We start from the raw sequence: 18,885 nt of genomic DNA on the forward strand, positions 1-18,885 counted from the left end.
AACCACGCAAAAGCGTCTTTTAAACGGATTTAGTTCGTTTAAAAGACGCTTCTTTGTTTTAAAGTAGAATGAAAGGAGTGAAAAAAGATGAGTTGGTTGAAAAAAGCTGTTGAAGCAGTCAAAAACAATGATCCAGCAGCACGTTCAACATTGGAAGCATTACTTACATATCCAGGATTGCATGCGTTGTTTTGGCATCGTTTTTCTCATTTCCTATATCGACATCGGCTATTTTTATTAGCGAAGATCCACGCACAGTTTTGGCGATTCTTAACAGGAATTGAGATTCATCCAGGTGCGACGATCGCATCAGGTGTTTTTATTGATCATGGTATGGGTGTTGTGATCGGTCAAACAGCAGAAATTGAAGAAGATGTTGTGCTATTTCATGGCGTGACATTAGGTGGGACAGGGAAAGATACGGGAAAACGTCATCCAACTGTTAAAAAAGGAGCAATGATTCATGCACATGCTCAAATATTAGGGCCTGTTACAATTGGTAAGCGGGCAAAAATTGGAGCAGCTGCAGTTGTTTTAACAGATATTCCTGACGATGCAACGGCCGTAGGAATACCAGCAAAAGTAGTCAGGATAAAAGGAGAGAAATTGGAGGAAGCGTATGATTCAAATTTATAATACATTGACAAGAGAAAAAGAAGTATTTCAACCAATAGAAGCAGGAAAAGTCCGGATGTATGTCTGCGGACCGACTGTTTATAATTATATCCACATTGGGAATGCACGTAGTTCAATGGCGTTTGATACAATCAGACGTTACTTAGAATACCGTGGTTATGAAGTAAATTATGTGTCAAACTTTACCGACGTAGATGACAAAATCATTCGAGCAGCCAAAGAGCTAGGTATCACAGCACCAGAAGTTGCCGAGCGTTTTATTCATGCATTTGAAGAAGATACGAATATATTGAATGTCAAACCAGCAACACTACATCCTCGTGTAATGGATCATATGCCAGATATTTTAACCTTTATTCAAGCGTTGATCGACAGCGGGTATGCCTATGAATCGCATGGAGATGTTTATTATCGAACGCGTAAATTTGAAGGGTACGGCAAACTGAGTCATCAATCGATCGATGAATTAGAAGTTGGTGCAAGCCAACGTACTGGTGTGGAACAAGAGTTGAAAGAAGATCCATTAGATTTTGCATTATGGAAAGGTGCCAAAGAAGGAGAGATCTCTTGGGATTCACCATGGGGCGCCGGACGTCCAGGTTGGCATATTGAGTGTTCTGTTATGGCAACCAAACATTTAGGTGATACAATTGATATCCATGGTGGCGGACAAGATCTAGAGTTTCCTCATCATGAAAATGAAATCGCCCAAAGTGAAGCTAAAACAGGTAAAAAATTTGCTAATTACTGGATGCACAATGGCTTTGTCACGATTGGAGAAGACGATGAAAAAATGAGTAAATCGTTGGGGAACTTTGTCACGGTTCATGAGCTAGTGAAACAAGTCGATCCTCAAGTCTTGCGTTTCTTTATGGCGACTACACAATATCGCCGCCCGATTCGTTACAGTGAAACAACAATGAAAGAAGCTGCCGTTAATTTGCAAAAATTGAAAAATGCTTTTGAGAACCTATCCTTTAGAAAATCAGATGCAGTAGCAAAACTGGATGAAGACACTCAAAAACTACAAGAATTAACAGAGTTAGAAACACGTTTCACCGCTGAAATGGACGACGATTTTAATGCAGCAAATGGTATTACTGTTGTTTATGAAATGGCTAAATGGCTGAACCAATATAGTGAAAAAGAGGCTGTATCAGCTGCCGTAATTGAAAAAGCAAGTGAACAATTCACGCAATGGTTAAGTATTTTTGGTATTTTCTTCTTATCAGAAGAATTATTAGACGATGATATCGATCAATTGATTGAAGAACGTAATCAAGCGCGTACAAATCGCGATTTTGCCCGTAGTGATGAAATCCGTGACTTACTAAAAGACAAAGGAATAACCTTGGAAGATACAGCACAAGGAACTAGATGGAGAAGAAGTGAATGAGAGATTATACTCAATTAAACGGTTTAGCTTTAGCTTATGTAGGAGATGCGATCTATGAGATTTATATCCGCGACTACCTAGTTGAACAAGGACAAACTAAGCCCAATATTTTACACCGCATGGCAACACATTATGTTTCAGCTAAAGCTCAGGCTTTTCTGATTCAAGAAATGCTGGAAGAAAAATTACTTTCAGAAAATGAAGAACTAATGTACAAACGCGGCCGTAATGCTAAAAGCCACACATCAGCGAAAAATGCCGATATCACAACCTATCGAATTGCGACTGGATTTGAGTCACTGATGGGCTATCTGCACCTGACCAAACAAACAGAACGGTTGGAAGAATTGATCGATTGGTGCATAAAAAAAGTAGGTGAAAAAGATGAGAAATGACAAGAAACGTCCTTTTAAAGGCAATAAATCACAAAGAAATCAATCAGTAAAAAAAGAGTCGGTGAAAAAAGAACGAGAAGTTTCACAAGAAGAGATCGAAGATAATTTTGTTTTTGGTAATCATGCGACGATTGAGGCACTTCAACAAGGTCGAGGGAATAAATTATTTCTGCAAGAAGACAGTAAAAGTGAAAAAGTCGAACATCTAAAATTACTAGCTAAAGAAAATGCAGTACCTGTTAAATGGGTACCAAAACAAAAGCTAGATACAATGACAAACCATGGCGTACATCAGGGGATCGTATTGGCGATTACAGCTTATGAATACTTAACGTTGGATGAATTACTTGATCGAACGAAAGAAAAGACAGAGACACCATTTTTCTTGATTCTGGACAGTTTAGAAGATCCTCATAACTTTGGTTCCATCCTGAGAACTGCAGATGCAACAGGTGTGGACGGAATCATCATTCCAAAACATCGTGCAGTAGGAATTACGCCAGTTGTAACAAAAGCTTCAACAGGAGCAGTTGAGTATGTTCCAGTTGCACGTGTAACCAATTTAGCGCAAAGTATTGCAACGCTTAAAGAAAATAGTTTTTGGATTTTTGGAACAGATATGAAAGGAACGGATTATCGCAAATGGAATACTCAAGGTGCGATTGCATTGATCATAGGCAATGAAGGCCGTGGCATGAGTCAAGGATTGCATAAAGAAGTGGATGAATTATTGACGATTCCGATGAGCGGGCATGTCCAAAGTCTGAATGCAGGTGTTGCAGCGGGATTGCTGATGTATGAAGTTTATCGTGGACGAAATTCTCTGTAGTATTTAGTTTAATGGTGAGATAGACATACTTTTACAGTGATTTTCTATCTCGCCATCATTATAAAGTAGGTGACAAAACAAAATGAAAAAACAGTTACTGATTGTGGATGGTTATAATATGATCGGGGCTTGGCCTGAATTAGTGCAGCTAAAGAATCAAAATAAACTTGAAGATGCCAGAGAAGTTTTACTACAGCGTTTATCCAATTATGCTAAATATGAAGATTTGGATGTGATTGTGGTTTTCGATGCGCAGTTGGTTCCAGGAATTCAACAAACGTATAAAAAGTATCATTTAACGGTAGTGTTCACTAAAGAAGAAGAGACAGCAGACAGCTATATTGAACGAACTGCGGGAGAAAAGAATACTCGCCTAACGCAGGTGACAGTTGCAACGAGTGATTTGGCAGAGCAATGGCTGGTTTTTTCAAAAGGTGCTTTACGAGTGTCAGCTAATGAGTTGTACAAAAATATTCGAAAAACGGAACGAACGATAGCAATTCATGCGACAGATATCCATTTTCAAGATTTTCGTCGAAATTCTCCATGGAATTTAGAGCAATTGTCAAAATTGTCCGATAAATTGGATGAATTGTCCAAAAATAAAGATTAAATGTATTTTTTGTTTCGTTTCTTTAAGAAGAAGTGTTACGCTTTTTCTAAGCATTTTGGTAGAATGCTTGGAAGGAGAATGTTGTTGATGAATCAGTATAAAGAAATCTTAAAAGGGGACCCATTAGCATTTGACCGGATGTATCGTAACTATCATCCAGTGGTGTACAAGCTTCAAAAAAAATATTATTTGAAGGATTTTGATCGGGAAGATTGGCTGCAAGAAGGTCGGATCATCTTCCATCGCTCGCTGGAAAAATACGAAGAAGGATATAGTGTTTCAATTGGGAATTTTTTTAAATCAAACTTTGAAAACCATATTCGTAGCTTACTTAGGAAACAATGTGCGCTTAAACGGATGATCGATACACAATCTATTTCACTAGATCAAAAAATTGAAAATCAGGGAGAAGCTTTTTTTGACTACATAGGAATAGAAGATGGGGACGCATTAGAACAGATGATCATACGAGAAAAGCTGGAACGATTGCCAAGCGTATTATCGCCATTCGAACGAACTACATTTGAAGAATATATGAACGGCAAGGAATTGGAAGAGATTGCCAAAGACACCGATAGCCGTGAAATTACAGTTAGAAGTGCGTATGATCGAGCAAAAAAAAAATTGAAAGCGATTATTTATGATTAGATGAGAAGTTTGCCATTTTTCACATTAAATAATTATCCATTTATGAATTATAATTAGTTGCAATTCATTTTCTACTATGGTAAACTTGTTATTTTTATTAATATGTGGTATAATGTTGCTTGAGGTGAATGCAATGCCAACAACTTTAGCGTCAATTAAAAAAGATTTAGAATGTCGTATCGGCAGCAAAATCACATTAGTTGCTCAGACCGGCAGGAAGCGTCAAACTGAACGTAACGGTATTTTGACAGAAACGTATCCATCTGTCTTCGTTGTAGATTTGGATCCAGATGAAAACTCATTTGAACGAGTTTCTTATAGTTATTCTGATGTGCTGACACGCACAGTAGAGATTGAATTTGTCAGTGAAGCAATCTAAAGACATGAATTAATTTTTAAAAGTAGAGCTAAAGCGAAAACGCTTTAGCTCTACTTTTTTGATAGATGAGATTTTAAAGACAGAAGTGAGTTTAGTTTTACTATGTTTATGAGCAATACTTGAATTAGCCGAGTGATTACGATATGTTGTGAATTATGGACAAAATTATGTTAGAATTTTGCTAGGTATATAAAGGAGAAATCAATGAACAGATTGATGTTGAGATGCTTTATGTTTTTTTATGAAGTGTTAGTTAAATGAAGCAAGTGTTTATCAAATATATACATATCTAGGAACATATGTTAGAATTTAAAAGATTGTGAAGTTGGTCAGGTAATGGGATTAGATAGGTGAAAAAGAATGGAAATCATAGAAAAAGCGCCCGCAAAGATTAATTTGGGGTTAGATGCTCTCTATAAAAGAAATGATGGTTATCATGAATTAGAAATGATCATGGCTAGTGTAGATTTAGCCGATCGGCTGACCTTTGAGTTGTTGCCGGAAAACGAAATAGTAATCGAAACAGATAGCTCCTTTTTACCAGTAGATAAAAGAAATCATGTGTATCAGGCGGCAGAATTGTTGAAGAACACGTTTCATCTTACGCAAGGAGTTAGAATTTATATAGAAAAGAGAATACCCGTAGCTGCTGGATTAGCTGGTGGTAGTAGTGATTGTGCAGCAGCATTACGAGGCCTGAATCGTTTGTGGAATTTAGGTTTGTCTTTAGATGAACTTGCCGAACTCGGCAGTAAGATCGGATCAGATGTTCCTTATTGTGTTCACGGCGGTACAGCTTTTGTTACGGGCCGAGGAGAAAAAATCGAGTTTCTCCCATCGATGCCGCAATGTTGGGTTGTTTTAGTGAAACCTAAAATGAGCGTTTCTACTAGCACAATTTTTGGCAGTTTATCCTTCAATAACGTTCAGCATCCTGATATTCGTGGTCTCAAGCACGCGATCGAAACGGATGATTACCAGTTGATGGCCGAAAAGATCGGTAATGCGCTGGAAGGTGTGACGATCAAACGCCATCAAGTGATTCAGCAAATCAAAGATCGCATGATGAAATACGGAGCAGATGCTGCTCTAATGAGCGGTAGTGGTCCAACTGTTTTTGCTCTGTGCGAGAAGAAAACACGTGCACAACGAATTTATAATGGCTTAAAGGGCTTTTGTGAAGAAGTCTATATCGTGCGGACATTGAAATAAACGAGAAAGAAAATAAGGGCCTTTAATGCAAGCGAAAAACCACTCTATAGGGTGGTTTTTCGCTTGCTAGGAGTTTAAAAGAAAATCTACATTTGCTTGCAGTTTTACAAATTTCCAATTTTTATTCTTCTGTTTTCTCTTGACGTTCTCTTTTTCTTCTGGTAAATTAGTTCTTGCTAGCAAATCGTAAATATTACGATTTGAACGTGACAAATCGAAATGAGGGCGACGAGATGAGAAAAAATAGCTGGAAATATATTATAGGACTACTATTAACAGTAGGGATTTTTACACTAACTGCCTGCGGGCAAACAAATGAGCAAGATAAAGCTGGAAAAAGTGATAAAATAAAAGTTGTGACAACATTTTATCCAATGTATGATTTTGCTAAAAATGTAGTAGGAGATGCTGGAGATGTTCAGTTATTGATTCCAGCTGGAACAGAACCCCATGATTATGAACCAAGCGCCAAAGATATTGCTAAAATCACAGATGCAGACGTGTTTGTGTACAATAGTCATGAATTAGAGACTTGGGTCAAAGATGTTCTGGAAAATGTCGATGAGAAAAAAGTTGCAGTAGTAGAAGCTGCAGGTTCGATCGATTTAATGAAAGGTGCTGCTCATGAAGACGATCATGACGAAGAAGAGGCCGACCATGATGACCACGATCACGAGTTAGATCCTCACGTTTGGTTGGACCCGGTTTTAGCGCAAAAGGAAGTTGAAGCCATTCGTGATGCATTAGTGAAAAAATATCCTGAACAAAAAGAAACATTTGAAAAAAATGCAGCTGCTTATATTGAAAAATTAAAAGATTTAGATACAGAATATAAAGAAGCATTTAAAGAGGCTAAAAATAAAACCTTTGTGACACAACATGCCGCGTTTGGTTATTTAGCGAAACAATACGGTTTGACACAAGAGTCGATTGCAGGAATTTCACCGGATCAAGAACCTTCGCCAAGTCGTTTAGCAGAATTGAAAAAATATATTCAAGAACATAATGTCTCAGTGATTTATTTTGAAACATCTGCTTCGTCAAAAGTAGCTGAAACATTGGCTCGCGAAACAAAGATAGAACTAGCGGTCCTTAATCCGTTAGAAAGTATTACTCAAAAAGAACAGGATCAAGGCGAAGACTATATTTCAGTGATGAAAGAGAATCTTGAAGCGTTGAAGAAAAGTATCAAGTAAATAGAATCGGGATAAGAGACGTTCAGTTTTTTTCCCGATTTTAAGCAGTTTGTAAGTGTAAAGAAGGAGGATGGTCATGCATTATCTAGATGTCAAAGACCTCACATTTTACTATGATGATGAGCCTGTCTTAGAAGAAGTTTCATATTATGTTGACCCTGGTGAATTTGTGATTTTGACAGGGGAAAATGGTGCAGCCAAATCAACATTGATCAAAAGTAGTTTAGGGTTACTAAAGCCTACGAAAGGGAAAATCACCATTGCTAAAGAAAATACTTCTGGTGAAAAACTTAGTATTGGGTATATTCCGCAGCAAGTGGCTTCATTTAATGCTGGTTTTCCAAGTACAGTGATTGAGCTGGTTCGTTCAGGACGTTTTCCACGCAATCGCTGGTTTAAACCTTTGACTAAAAGAGACCATCAACATGTGGAAAAAGCACTTAAAGCAGTCGGTATGTGGGAGATGCGGCATAAACGGATCGGAGAACTTTCTGGCGGACAAAAACAGCGTATAAGTTTAGCGCGTATTTTTGCTACAGACCCTGATTTATTTATTTTAGATGAACCAACAACGGGAATGGATGAAACGTCTAGGAATGAATTTTATCGCCTTTTAAGGCACAATGCTCATGATCACGGCAAAGCGATATTGATGATCACTCATGACCATGAAGATATTAAATCTTATGCTGATCGACAAATTCGTTTAGTTCGGAAGGAGGATTCACAATGGAGATGCTTTCATATGAGTTCAGAACTAGTAATGGATAAGGCGAAAACACCGTAAAATAAGCGTTTCTATCAATCTTGTTTTGTGCAAATAAACATAAAAAAGAGCTACTGTTCTCACGAATGTTCCCAGTAGGTCTTTTTTATGTTTGTTTGATAATATGATATAATGTGGATTTATTTTATATCAATTGTTAGAATAAGTATATTTTTAATTCGTTGTAGTATATAATTAATGCCAAGAACTATAATTATATGGTATCTCCACAATAAATATAAAGAGGTAAAAAATGAAAAAAAAAATGCTAATCGTCTTTGGGATTATTGCTGTCATTATTATTGGAGTAGGAGGAAAAGTATATATGGATAAGAGAGAAGAAAAGAAAGAACAAGACTTATTAGCGGTAGAGAAACAATCAGTAAAGGCGTTAAAAAACACTTTCGTGGATATTTCCGAAGTAGATATTGAACGTACGGGATATAATGGTATGACTGGTTCTTATAGAATGTTAGTTACCATGAAGAATAACGAAGGAAAATCTGTTTATTTTTCTTATGGTTTTGTAAAAGATAGTGGTGAAATTGGAGATTATGGTGTAGAAGATGAAAGGATTCAAAAGGAAGGAGTAACTGATAAGAAAATCAAGGTTATATACTCAAATGGTGAGGAGGATGAAATTTGAATATAACTGACAAAAATTATAATAAAATAAGTGATGCTGTATATTGGTTAGATCCTAATGACAAAAAGAAATATGATCCAACTTTAAAAGAAGGTGAAATTCGTAAATTAGGTGGAAATAAATTTAAAATCTTAAAAATACAAGAAAATTCAAAAACAGATGGTATGCAAGCAATGGCAGTCGCGCCTTTGGATAAGAAAGGGAATGTAGATACCTCTCAAATTGTGATTACATATGCTGGAACTAACCCAAAAGATTTTAATGACTTGGAAACTGATTTACGTACAGTGGGTGGATTCTTTGATAAAACAACAAGTCCTGGTTTTTCAATGTCTCCTAGTGAGGCTCGTCTTTCAGGACAATTAAATTCAGCAATTGCTTTTGCAGACAGTGTGAAACAAGATTACAGTGGAGCGACAATCTCAACAACAGGACATTCTCTGGGTGAATTTTTAGCGTTGTATATTGCCGCTGAGAATCAATGGAAAAATGTTGGGTTTAATGGACCAGACCCGTATGAATTATTATCTGTTGATGCGAAAAAATGGATTAAAGAAAACCCTGGTTTATTAACAAATTATCGTAATCGTGCCGATATGATTGGCAATTTAATGGGGAATGGCACAGGGGCAGAGATAAAAGTTAGTATGGAAATGGGGCTTCAATCGCTAGGTACGTATCACGACTTAGGAAAATGGACGTTTGATAAAGATGGCAGATTGATTATTAAGAATAATGATTACAATAAAGGTGCAATTCAAGAACAAGCAGAAAGACAATTAAGAAATCAGTTTTTTTTAGGAATGTATACATTAGAAATGTTGAAAAAAAAATTTACCGCAAGTGGTGGAGGTCTTTCAACGAATGAGCAAATTTATTTAGACAACAGTCAAGCTTTGGCAGTTGTTCAATATGCGTCTTCTGAATTTGAAGCAGTAATGACAAATACAGTGAAAATTTATCAAGATGGTATAAGAGAGTTAGAAGAATTATGGCAAAAAATTTATTCAAAAGCGTTTTCTGATGTCCCAGATTTGAGTTATGGTGAGGTCATGGACGTACTAGAGTCATCAGGTTCTACAGAGCGAAGTATGGTCACGGAGCCCAGTGAAAAATTTAGAGAAAAAATACAAAAAGCGAAAAAAATGAGTGAACAATTCAATCAGTTAGCATCAGAAATCAAGGGAAAGATTTCTGAATTGGTACAAAGAGACCAAGAATTAGCAAGACAATTAGGATAATGGAGAACAACTAAATGGATAAAGAGGAACAGTTGCTAAAAGAGTATCAAAATAATAGACGAAAATTCGAAGAACAAGAAGATGACATAAAAAAGTTTCAGAGACAAGGACAACAAATAGCGGATGAAACTTATTCAGAAATTCGTTTTTTATTATCTGATATTAGTGAAGATGATGAAGTTTTAAATGATGCACGAATAGAACTAGCTAATTTAGGAGAAGAGTTTATGATGAACATAGATAAAGAAAAGAAAAAATTATTGAATCGACAAGAAGAGGAAGAACAACGTTATCGAAAAGAATTAAGGGTTTTAAAAGAAGGAGAGTAAAATGTTAGAAGCGTTAGAGAAACTGCTGAAAGAGTATAAGAAAAATGCGCAAAAAACAAAAGTAAGAGCAATAGGTCGATCTGGTGTTCAGAGTAAAGAACTAAAGAAAGAAAAAATAATACAATTAGGTGAACAAGAAAGTAAAAGAGCTCAAAAATCTATCTCTAAAGCGACAACAGGGCTACAAGACACTGTAAAGGGTCAATTTGGTAAAAAGGTAACAGAAGTATTTGATAAGCAAAAACAAACATTAGATAATTTTTAGAACAAGTTTATACTAAACATGTTTTGTGCAAATAAACATAAAAAAGTCCTACTGTTTTCACGAATGTTCCCAGTAGGTTTTTTTTATGTTTATTTTTAACTTTCTTTGATAAGTCCGACGGAGTATGAAACGTTATCAACACTATCTTTATTGTGAGTTAATTCTTTTACTTCATTGTTGACATTTTTAGCATGTTCAGAATCTCCGATATCTTCTAAAATTGTAATAAAATTATTAATTTGCTGCATGTATTTTAGTTCGCCAGTTTCCAACCAATCGGCTAAGTTTTCAAGATATTTTAAGTTCATACGGTAACTATAATTACTGTTTGATTTATCTAAATTTTTGGCGATTTTTATGTATTTTCTAGTTAGATCGTAATCTTTTTTATAAAGTGTGACAGTGATGGCATTTATAAGCGTGTTGTACGCAAACTTTTTAGTAGTATATTCTCTTTTGTCTTCATCTTTTATTGGAAAGGCTTTGTAAATAAGTACATTTGCTTGTTTAGGCGAAAAAAATGTAATCATATTACATAGTAGTTTGTATTCAAAACCCAAATAATAATTTGTTTCTACAAGTCTTTCGTAGATCATATTTATTTCATCAGAATTGACGGGTGCAACTTCTTCCCGCTTTTTGTGAAAGAAACATTTAATTGCATAATAGTTTGATAAGTCTTTTATACTTTTATGTGCTTTATTCTCTATTTGATAGTAAATTTCTAAGAGTTTCTTTTTTGTGGACTGGTTGTTTAAATGATTACCACAATAATAGTAAAGATGATTGAAAATCTCTTGTTGATTGTCTAAGCTTGTTAAAGTAAAAAATTCTTCTGCTTGAACGTCAAGTTGCTGTAATATAACTTCTAAATCATTTAACTTAACTATTCTTTGATTATTTTCAATTCGAGAGTATGTTGAAGAATCTTGATGATTTGGTAGCATTTCTTTTTGTTTGATATTCTTTTTAGTACGAATAAATCTTAAAGTATCGCCTATATTCATGGGTTTAACTCCTTTCTTTTGTCATTATAACAAATAAAACGTCTGTAATCTTAAAATTTATTATATTTATATAAAATAAGTAATTACTTTTTGTCATATAACCAAATCTTAATAAAAGTGGTTCTAATTTTTCTAAATGTCTGGTAATATTGTCTTGTAGATGAGAATCACATGTGAATCAAATCTTTAGAATGTTAGATAGGAGGTTTTAGAATGGAGCTACTAGTTGCAGTTTCAAGTTTAATATCAATTTTTGTTATTACAGTAGGTGGATAATAAACAATTTAAAATTTTAAGTCATAATTTACGTGTAAGTAAAAAGCGCATAAAAAAAGAGCTGTCTTTAACATCCATAGGCTACCAACCTATGTCAAACATTAAAGACAGGCACTAAAGTATAGGGCTTTGGTGCGCTACTCTTATTTTTGTAGCAGACTGCTACAACTATTGAGTATACCAAAGTATTTGCGATATTTCATTAGTATTTGACAATATGTTAAAATTTAATTAATTGTAGTGCAGATTTTGTATACATATTTCTATTGAGTAGTCTCAAATCCAAAAAAATGGAGTGTTGGATTTGGAGATAAAAGACAAAGAATTGCTGTTACTGTTAGAAAAGTTTAGTAAAGAATTAGATGTAACTCTTGAGGAAGCTTTTTGTTTAGTTGTTTCTAATGAAGACTAAAATTTTTCTTTTAGTTCAAACATAAAAAATAATAATGCTTCCCTTGATTCGGGAGTATTAGGAACGTTGAATGATGATAGAAGTTTTCTAATATCTTCATAACGTTCTTTTTGTTTACTTAAATAAACTGGGTCAGAAAGTTTAGATTTGTATTTTTTACTGGTCTAAGATTTGGTGAAAGTGCTACATTGCTATGGAGGAATATGAATTTAGAAGATGGTAAAATTAAGGTTGAGTACACTTTGGGAAATGTTGCTAAACACAAAAGTAAACAATATTTTTCATCACCAAAAACTAGAAGTAGCGAACGAGAGCTTTATTTAGATAGTAAAACTCTAAAATTACTTAGGATTTGGAAGGAGTACCAATCTAAAGTGGGTAACATTGATTTAGTACTTAGTCATGATGGAACCTTTTTAGATCAAGGTTGGATGTGGAAAAAGTTTAGAACTATACAACAAAAGTTTGAACTGCCATTAATCAGTATTCACGATTTGAGACATTCTCACGCAAGCTTATTAGTGTATTTGGGAGAGAATCTAAAAATGATTCAAGAAAGATTAGGTCACGCCAACATAGAAATGACTTTAGGAACGTATTCGCATTTATATCCTGATGAAGATGTAGAAGTAGTAAAAAGATTGGATCAGATTTATTTAGAATAATTCTCTTGACTAGTTGTTTTTATAATGCTAAAGTATATCTTGCCCTTTAATCGTAATTCTTACGATTTATGTTTTTAAAGCGTAATGAGCATAGTGAAGAGAACTTGTTGTTCTCACAATTGTTCCCGCAAAATAAAATAGGCTTCTAAAGCCTTATGTAATAAGGAGGAATAAGATTTTGGAGATGCTTTCATATGAGTTCATGAGAAAAGCTTTTTTAGCGGCAACCTTTATTTCAGTGATTGCACCGATGTTGGGTGTGTTTCTTGTGATTAGAAGACAATCTTTAATGGCAGATACGCTTTCTCATGTGTCTCTAGCCGGTGTTGCCTTAGGTTTTTTCTTAAATTGGAATCCAGATATCATGACACTTGTTGTTGTGATTATTGCTGCTATTATTTTAGAATATTTGCGAATGATTTATAGCACGTACTCAGAAATTTCGATTGCGATTTTAATGTCCGGTGGTTTAGCTTTGGCTTTGGTATTGATGAATCTCAGCGGAGGAAATTCAGCTGCCAGTATTCAGTCGTATCTGTTTGGTTCGATCGTGACGATCACTTGGCAGCAAATCATTATTTTAGCCGTATTGCTTGTGGTGTTAGTGGTTTTGTTTGTCTTATTCAAGCGTCCGATGTATGTTTTGACCTTTGATGAAGATACGGCTCATGTGGATGGATTGCCTATTCATTGGATGTCGATGTTGTTCAATGTGATAACAGGTGTGGCGATTGCTGTGATGATTCCTATTGCAGGAGCGCTACTTATTTCAGCAATCATGGTTTTACCTGCTGCAATCGGGATGCGAATCGGTAAGGGATTCAACACGGTCATTATCATCAGTGTCATCATGGGATTGATCGGTATGCTAACAGGATTGACGGGGTCTTATTATTTAGAGACACCGCCAAGTGCCAGCATCACGTTGATTTTTATTGGATTATTTATCCTTGTAAGTATTATCCGTAAATTAGTTATGACGATGCAACGAAATAAAAAAATGAGTCAAAGATAAATGAGTGACAAATTAGTGAAAAATGAGAGGAAAAACGAAAGTTTTTGCTCTCATTTTCTTTTTTGTTTCTTAAATTGCGAACTATTTTTCGTTTTTTTAAAATAATACTCGAATTTTTTCGCAAAACACCTTATAATAGGAGCGATAGATTATATGGAAGTATCATTTATTTTACTTGTTGAAAAATAGTGAATAACAAACCTATAAAAAAAGGTGTATCATTGATCTGATGGTTTTGCTTATTAGAGATAATGGATACTGAGCCACAAGGAAAGAGGAGAAGAAGTGACAGATTCTAAAATACGGAGAAGCGAACGATTGATTGATATGACACAATACTTGTTGGATCATCCACATGCATTGGTTTCTTTGACCCATTTTGCACAGCGTTATAAATCAGCTAAATCATCAATTAGTGAAGATTTAGCGATTATCAAAAAAACATTTAAACAAAGAGGTACAGGAATTCTTGAAACAATTCCAGGAGCTGCTGGAGGTGTGCGATTTATTCCGGAAATTCCATATGAGGAATCCAAAAAATTAGTATTGGCTTTGTGTGAACGTTTATCAGAGCAAGATCGTTTGTTGCCAGGGGGATATGTGTATCTTTCTGATTTATTAGGACAGCCGGAATTGTTGCGCCAAGTTGGGAGAATCATTGCTTCTAAATATTTAGGGGAACAAATCGATGCCGTTATGACGGTGGCAACAAAAGGGGTGCCAATTGCTCAAGCTGTTTCTTATTACTTGAATGTTCCCTTTGTGATCGTTCGTCGCGATTCAAAAATCACGGAAGGTTCAACGGTTAGTGTGAATTATGTTTCTGGATCGTCTGAACGAATCGAAAAAATGGAATTATCAAAACGCAGTTTAAAACGTGGTTCACGAGTGTTGGTCGTGGATGACTTCATGAAAGGCGGGGGTACTGTCAACGGGATGAAGAGCCTTATTGAAGAATTTGAGGCGGAGCTTGTTGGGATCACGGTGTTTGCGGAGTCTAAATTTAAAGGGCAACGGGCGATCGAAGATTATACGTCACTGCTTTATGTAGAAGATGTAGATACACGGACAAAAACGATCAATGTAGTTCCTGGCAATTATTTTGATGAATAAAATTGAAGAGGTTGGGACAGAAGTTTAACTCCAAGAATTAAGAGAGACTTCACGACAATTGCTCTTCAAATTTTTATGGATTTCACCTTATTTCCGAAGGCGTGGTTTCTGCTCCCGCTGTTTATTCGGATTGCTTGAGGCTAGGAGATAACTCGTAGAGTTATTTCCTAGCCTCTTTTTGGTGCAAATCGGATCATATACACAATACGTGATGAAAGTGGAGAAAAGTTTCTATTGTTCAGTCAGGAATTACAGCAATAGTTACAAGGAGAAGTTAAATTTTTTTCTGTAAATACAGCAGTCTTAAAAAATAACCGCTTTTATTTAACGAAATTCTTAATTAGGTGTATAGTTAATATGTAAGCAATAGTATCCAGTTTTTTCACACATAGTAAAAATAAGAATCTGGATGAATTATATGAAAGAAGGCCAACACAATGGAAAAACAAGAAAAAATTCAAATTTTAAAAGACATTGTCGCAATCAAATCGGTCAATGATAATGAAAAAGAAGTTGCAGAGTATTTAAGTAAGTTATTCAAAAAACATGGAATTGACACCAGTTTTTTAGAATATGATAAAGGTCGTGACAATTTAATTGTTGAAATCGGCAATAAAAATAGTGAAAAAGTTTTAGCTTTTTCAGGTCATATGGACGTTGTTTCAGCGGGTAATTTTTCTGACTGGACTTCCGATCCATTTAAACCTGAAATTCGTGATGGCAAAATGTATGGTCGTGGAACCTGTGACATGAAAAGTGGTTTAGCCGCAATGGCGATCGCAATGATCGAGTTAAAAGAAGAAAATGCAGACTTTAATGGACGCTTGCGTTTATTAGCCACAGTGGGAGAAGAAGTTGGTGAACTTGGAGCAGAACAATTGACCAAAGAAGGATATGTCGATGATGTAACATCAATGGTGATCGGTGAACCTTCTGGCTATGCTGGAATTGTATATGCACATAAAGGATCGATCAATTTTAAAGTAGAATCTCAAGGTAAAAATGCCCACAGCTCAATGCCTCAATTAGGCGTGAATGCAATCGATCATTTGAATGACTTTTATTCAAGAGCTAACCAGCTATTTCGCAGTGAAATCCACACAGATGAAGTATTAGGTGATTTTATCTATAATGTAACAATGATTTCTGGTGGGGAACAAATCAATAGTATTCCTAGTGAAGCGAACCTTCAAGGAAATATCCGAACGATTCCAGGTTATGACAACGACCTTGTGATCAAAAAATTGAATGAGTTGATTGATGAATTAAACAAAAAAGACACGTATCGTCTAACGTTGAGTATCGAAGCAAATAAAATTTCAGTAAAAAGTGAAAAAGATTCTGATATTGCAAAAATTGCGCAACAAGTAGCAAAAAAACAAGTGAACATAGAGATTCCTATGATTGGTATTTCTGGCACAACGGACGCTGCTGAATTTACCAAAGGAAAACAAGCATTTCCTGTGATTATCTTTGGTCCAGGGAACGAAACCCCTCACCAAGTCGATGAATATGTTGATGTAGCTAATTATTTAGAAATGGTAGATATTTATAAAGAAATTGCAACGACTTATTTAGCATGATCGATAAACAATAGAGCTAATTATTTTTGTAAACAAATAAAAAACAAACAGCGACTTATCAAGTGTTCGCATAAATGGTAGATTTGTGATGAAACAAGTAATAAATGAGTGATAAGTAACTGTTTGAAACGAGCAGCCCTGCAAAAGCCGACCGTTTTTTACTTAACCATCCATCTTCCGCCAGACGGATGGTTAAGAATACTGATGCACTAGAAATCAATCGTTACGTTACGCCATTCAATCGGGTAAGTTAGAAAAATAGTTATTTATTTGTTGTTTTTTTTACTTTGTATACGCATTGACTCGGCTGTCTGTTTAGATTGAATGGTGACAGTTTGGTAGTGATCGATTCCAGTAACACTAGCTTGTAAGCACCAATTGGTAGAATGTGAGTATGAAAAACATAGTCAAAAAGGAGATAAAGGTGCGAACTATTTATAAAAAGAGCGAAAAAATACAGCATTAGCTACCAACTAATACTGTGCAAAAGGCAACAACTAATCATTGACGACATCAAAATAACAAAACTTGTAAAAAACTCTGGTATTTCTTACAAAAATTGAGTAAAATGAAAGAGTCAATATGAAAATGTTGACTAGGGCAACTTATATTATTAGTTTGTGCTGATAATATGAGGCTCTGTAAGAGGATGTCCGTCCTTTTGCAGAGTGCCTTTTATTTTGTTTTTCGCTCTAATTACCTGACTTCAACACAAAAAATGATATTAGTCAGCTGCTAATATCATGAAGCGTTCGTTAAATAACCATTCACTAACAGTATTGTGCAGGTAAAAAAGATTGGAAATCTGTTCTTACATTCAGTACAATAAGATTAGGCAATGAAATGTATTGACGAGGCAACTTGTATTATTAGTTTGTGCTGATAATACAGGGCTCTGTTTGGAAGATGTCCGTCTTCTGACAAGACGCCTTTTTTTATTTATGTTGTAAATTTAGTTTAACTTAAAGATGTTGAAAGAGTCAATAGAATCGTGTGAAAGAACTCAAATAGTCAAAATTGGGAAAAAAAGAGGACAAGTTTGATAAAAGAGAAGGAGTTTCTCGATTTTTCTTGCGTTGTTTAGAATAATGCCATAAAATTTGGTATACAAATCATCTTAGGAATTTTGAGTAATCAATGTTTATCAGAAGAATTACTTGTCATCTATCTGCTCTTATTAATTTATTATCCAGTTCCAAAGAAGGTCCACCAGAGCTATTTCCTAAGCGTCCATCACTTTCTTTTTCTAGCGTTACATGTATATAGAGATCTTAGTCATTATTAATAATCAAATCCAGCATAATTCCACCTATAGGATTATACTGAATAGTATCGCAATCAACCTTTTTATTAAGCCTAGGAAGCTTCACAAAGTTATGTTGAAGGTGTCAAAGAGGCTAGGACATAACTCTACGAGTTATACTCTAGCCTTAAGCAATCCGAATAAACGGTGAGGGCAGAAGCAACGCCTTCAGAAATAAGCACTTCTATCCCAACCACTTCTTCGTTAAGTTCAGTGGATCTGTTACTAAATTACTTCATAAACTTCACATTCTGAATAAACGCCTCTAACTCATCTCTACGCTCGATATTATGGTTACATACTTCACTGTCATAACAAATATAATTTCCACGCTTCGTGTACATACCATCGCCAGATTCTTTCACTTTAGACAGAAACATCGAAACCTCTGAGGTCTCATGGCAAATTGGACAAATGCCTTTTTGAGTGGTTGGAGAAATCGTGCCGGAAACGCCTACTAGCTGTCCATTGATTGAAGCGATAATGAATTTTTGCTGCTTCCCACTATCGTTCCAACTGTAAAAAGTATAATCTCTCAAATCAATTGTTTCCCACTCTGGAATTTTCAATTTTTTCGTCTTTTTAAAGAGCTTTGTTAGTTGTTGTTTTGAAGGTGGATCAAATGGACTAACAGCTTCCTTCAGACCTGCCAAATACTGTTCCAGTCTTGGCTTAGAAGTTGCGGCTTCTAAGAATCCCTCAAATAGTGGCTGTAACTGGTCTTTATCTGCACCAAACTGTTCATTTATTTTCTCCATTACGACTGCCTGAAGCGTTTTGATTGTGTTTTTATCATTTACAGATAAATGAGCTTGCAGCAAAATGTTGGCTTGTTTTCTAATAAAATTAAATTGATAGGGTTGTATTTGTTTGTTTATCATAGATTTCCTCTCTATCATTCAGGTGATAAAATTAAATGAGATGTTTTTTTTGTTACATGCTGTTTTTATCTTTTTTCGA

At 35.3% G+C, this 18,885-nt stretch carries 20 protein-coding genes and 1 other annotated feature (1 of these 21 only partly in view); of the genes, 18 read left to right on the forward strand and 2 right to left on the reverse strand.

The annotated features are described in order from the left end of the window. Positions 1–23 (forward strand) — a binding site (T-box leader) (it extends 178 nt beyond the left edge of the window). A 64-nt stretch (positions 24–87) separates the two neighbouring features. The 14 genes from epsC (at position 88) to AC4BC4_RS00580 (ending at position 10,551) form a co-directional block, all read left to right on the forward strand. Further along, positions 88–636, forward strand: a complete 549-nt coding sequence (gene epsC, locus AC4BC4_RS00515) for a serine O-acetyltransferase EpsC (RefSeq protein WP_438757674.1) — start codon at positions 88–90, stop codon at positions 634–636. Beyond that, entirely contained in the window at positions 620–2,032 is a 1,413-nt protein-coding gene (gene cysS / locus AC4BC4_RS00520; protein WP_490476407.1) for a cysteine--tRNA ligase, read from the forward strand. Before epsC ends, cysS begins: the two co-directional genes overlap by 17 nt. Next, entirely contained in the window at positions 2,029–2,427 is a 399-nt protein-coding gene (locus AC4BC4_RS00525; RefSeq protein WP_438757672.1) for a Mini-ribonuclease 3, read from the forward strand. Before cysS ends, AC4BC4_RS00525 begins: the two co-directional genes overlap by 4 nt. Continuing rightward, on the forward strand, positions 2,417–3,256 hold the full coding sequence (gene rlmB / locus AC4BC4_RS00530) for a 23S rRNA (guanosine(2251)-2'-O)-methyltransferase RlmB (protein WP_438757670.1): 840 nt from the start codon (positions 2,417–2,419) through the stop codon (positions 3,254–3,256). The genes AC4BC4_RS00525 and rlmB overlap by 11 nt, the downstream gene beginning before the upstream one ends. 82 nt (positions 3,257–3,338) lie before the next feature. Further along, positions 3,339–3,869 (forward strand): NYN domain-containing protein, encoded by a 531-nt coding sequence (locus AC4BC4_RS00535; RefSeq protein ID WP_490476408.1) that lies wholly within the window; start codon positions 3,339–3,341, stop codon positions 3,867–3,869. Between the two features lie 87 nt (positions 3,870–3,956). After that, a complete protein-coding gene (locus tag AC4BC4_RS00540; RefSeq protein ID WP_490476409.1) occupies positions 3,957–4,517 on the forward strand; it encodes a sigma-70 family RNA polymerase sigma factor in 561 nt (186 codons plus the stop codon). Between the two features lie 133 nt (positions 4,518–4,650). Continuing rightward, complete coding sequence (locus AC4BC4_RS00545; protein ID WP_438757667.1) at positions 4,651–4,896, forward strand: Veg family protein; 246 nt, start codon at positions 4,651–4,653, stop codon at positions 4,894–4,896. Positions 4,897–5,256: 360 nt separating this feature from the next. Next, positions 5,257–6,108: a 4-(cytidine 5'-diphospho)-2-C-methyl-D-erythritol kinase gene (gene ispE / locus AC4BC4_RS00550; RefSeq protein ID WP_490476410.1), complete on the forward strand. Its 852-nt coding sequence runs from the start codon at positions 5,257–5,259 to the stop codon at positions 6,106–6,108. 233 nt (positions 6,109–6,341) lie between these two features. Then, positions 6,342–7,304 (forward strand): metal ABC transporter substrate-binding protein, encoded by a 963-nt coding sequence (locus AC4BC4_RS00555; protein WP_490476411.1) that lies wholly within the window; start codon positions 6,342–6,344, stop codon positions 7,302–7,304. 76 nt (positions 7,305–7,380) lie between these two features. Next, positions 7,381–8,091: a metal ABC transporter ATP-binding protein gene (locus AC4BC4_RS00560; RefSeq protein ID WP_438757664.1), complete on the forward strand. Its 711-nt coding sequence runs from the start codon at positions 7,381–7,383 to the stop codon at positions 8,089–8,091. 232 nt (positions 8,092–8,323) lie between these two features. Continuing rightward, complete coding sequence (locus AC4BC4_RS00565) at positions 8,324–8,716, forward strand: hypothetical protein (protein WP_438757663.1); 393 nt, start codon at positions 8,324–8,326, stop codon at positions 8,714–8,716. Further along, positions 8,713–9,957, forward strand: a complete 1,245-nt coding sequence (locus tag AC4BC4_RS00570; RefSeq protein ID WP_490476412.1) for a lipase — start codon at positions 8,713–8,715, stop codon at positions 9,955–9,957. The genes AC4BC4_RS00565 and AC4BC4_RS00570 overlap by 4 nt, the downstream gene beginning before the upstream one ends. A gap of 14 nt (positions 9,958–9,971) precedes the next feature. Next, on the forward strand, positions 9,972–10,286 hold the full coding sequence (locus AC4BC4_RS00575; RefSeq protein ID WP_438757661.1) for a hypothetical protein: 315 nt from the start codon (positions 9,972–9,974) through the stop codon (positions 10,284–10,286). Between the two features lies 1 nt (position 10,287). Then, complete coding sequence (locus AC4BC4_RS00580; protein ID WP_438757660.1) at positions 10,288–10,551, forward strand: hypothetical protein; 264 nt, start codon at positions 10,288–10,290, stop codon at positions 10,549–10,551. Between the two features lie 95 nt (positions 10,552–10,646). Here the strand turns inward: AC4BC4_RS00580 and AC4BC4_RS00585 are convergent, their stop codons facing one another. Beyond that, positions 10,647–11,558: a helix-turn-helix domain-containing protein gene (locus AC4BC4_RS00585; RefSeq protein ID WP_490476413.1), complete on the reverse strand. Its 912-nt coding sequence runs from the start codon at positions 11,556–11,558 to the stop codon at positions 10,647–10,649. A gap of 810 nt (positions 11,559–12,368) precedes the next feature. Here AC4BC4_RS00585 and AC4BC4_RS00590 point away from each other — a divergent pair. From AC4BC4_RS00590 to AC4BC4_RS00605, 4 genes are all read left to right on the forward strand, one after another. Further along, the gene (locus tag AC4BC4_RS00590) at positions 12,369–12,911 is read left to right on the forward strand and encodes a site-specific integrase (RefSeq protein WP_490477330.1); all 543 of its coding nucleotides are present in this window, start codon (positions 12,369–12,371) and stop codon (positions 12,909–12,911) included. 178 nt (positions 12,912–13,089) lie between these two features. Then, entirely contained in the window at positions 13,090–13,926 is an 837-nt protein-coding gene (locus AC4BC4_RS00595; protein WP_490476414.1) for a metal ABC transporter permease, read from the forward strand. 285 nt (positions 13,927–14,211) lie between these two features. Then, the gene (gene purR, locus AC4BC4_RS00600) at positions 14,212–15,039 is read left to right on the forward strand and encodes a pur operon repressor (RefSeq protein ID WP_438757656.1); all 828 of its coding nucleotides are present in this window, start codon (positions 14,212–14,214) and stop codon (positions 15,037–15,039) included. Between the two features lie 437 nt (positions 15,040–15,476). After that, positions 15,477–16,622 carry an ArgE/DapE family deacylase gene (locus AC4BC4_RS00605; protein ID WP_438757655.1) on the forward strand — a complete coding sequence of 382 codons (1,146 nt, stop codon included), beginning with the start codon at positions 15,477–15,479 and terminating at the stop codon, positions 16,620–16,622. Between the two features lie 1,533 nt (positions 16,623–18,155). On the opposite strand, the gene AC4BC4_RS00610 is transcribed toward AC4BC4_RS00605, so the two are convergent. Continuing rightward, positions 18,156–18,803, reverse strand: a complete 648-nt coding sequence (locus tag AC4BC4_RS00610; RefSeq protein ID WP_490477331.1) for a FusB/FusC family EF-G-binding protein — start codon at positions 18,801–18,803, stop codon at positions 18,156–18,158. Between the last annotated feature and the right edge of the window lie 82 nt (positions 18,804–18,885).

Source organism: Enterococcus sp. AMC1086, assembly GCF_058216575.1.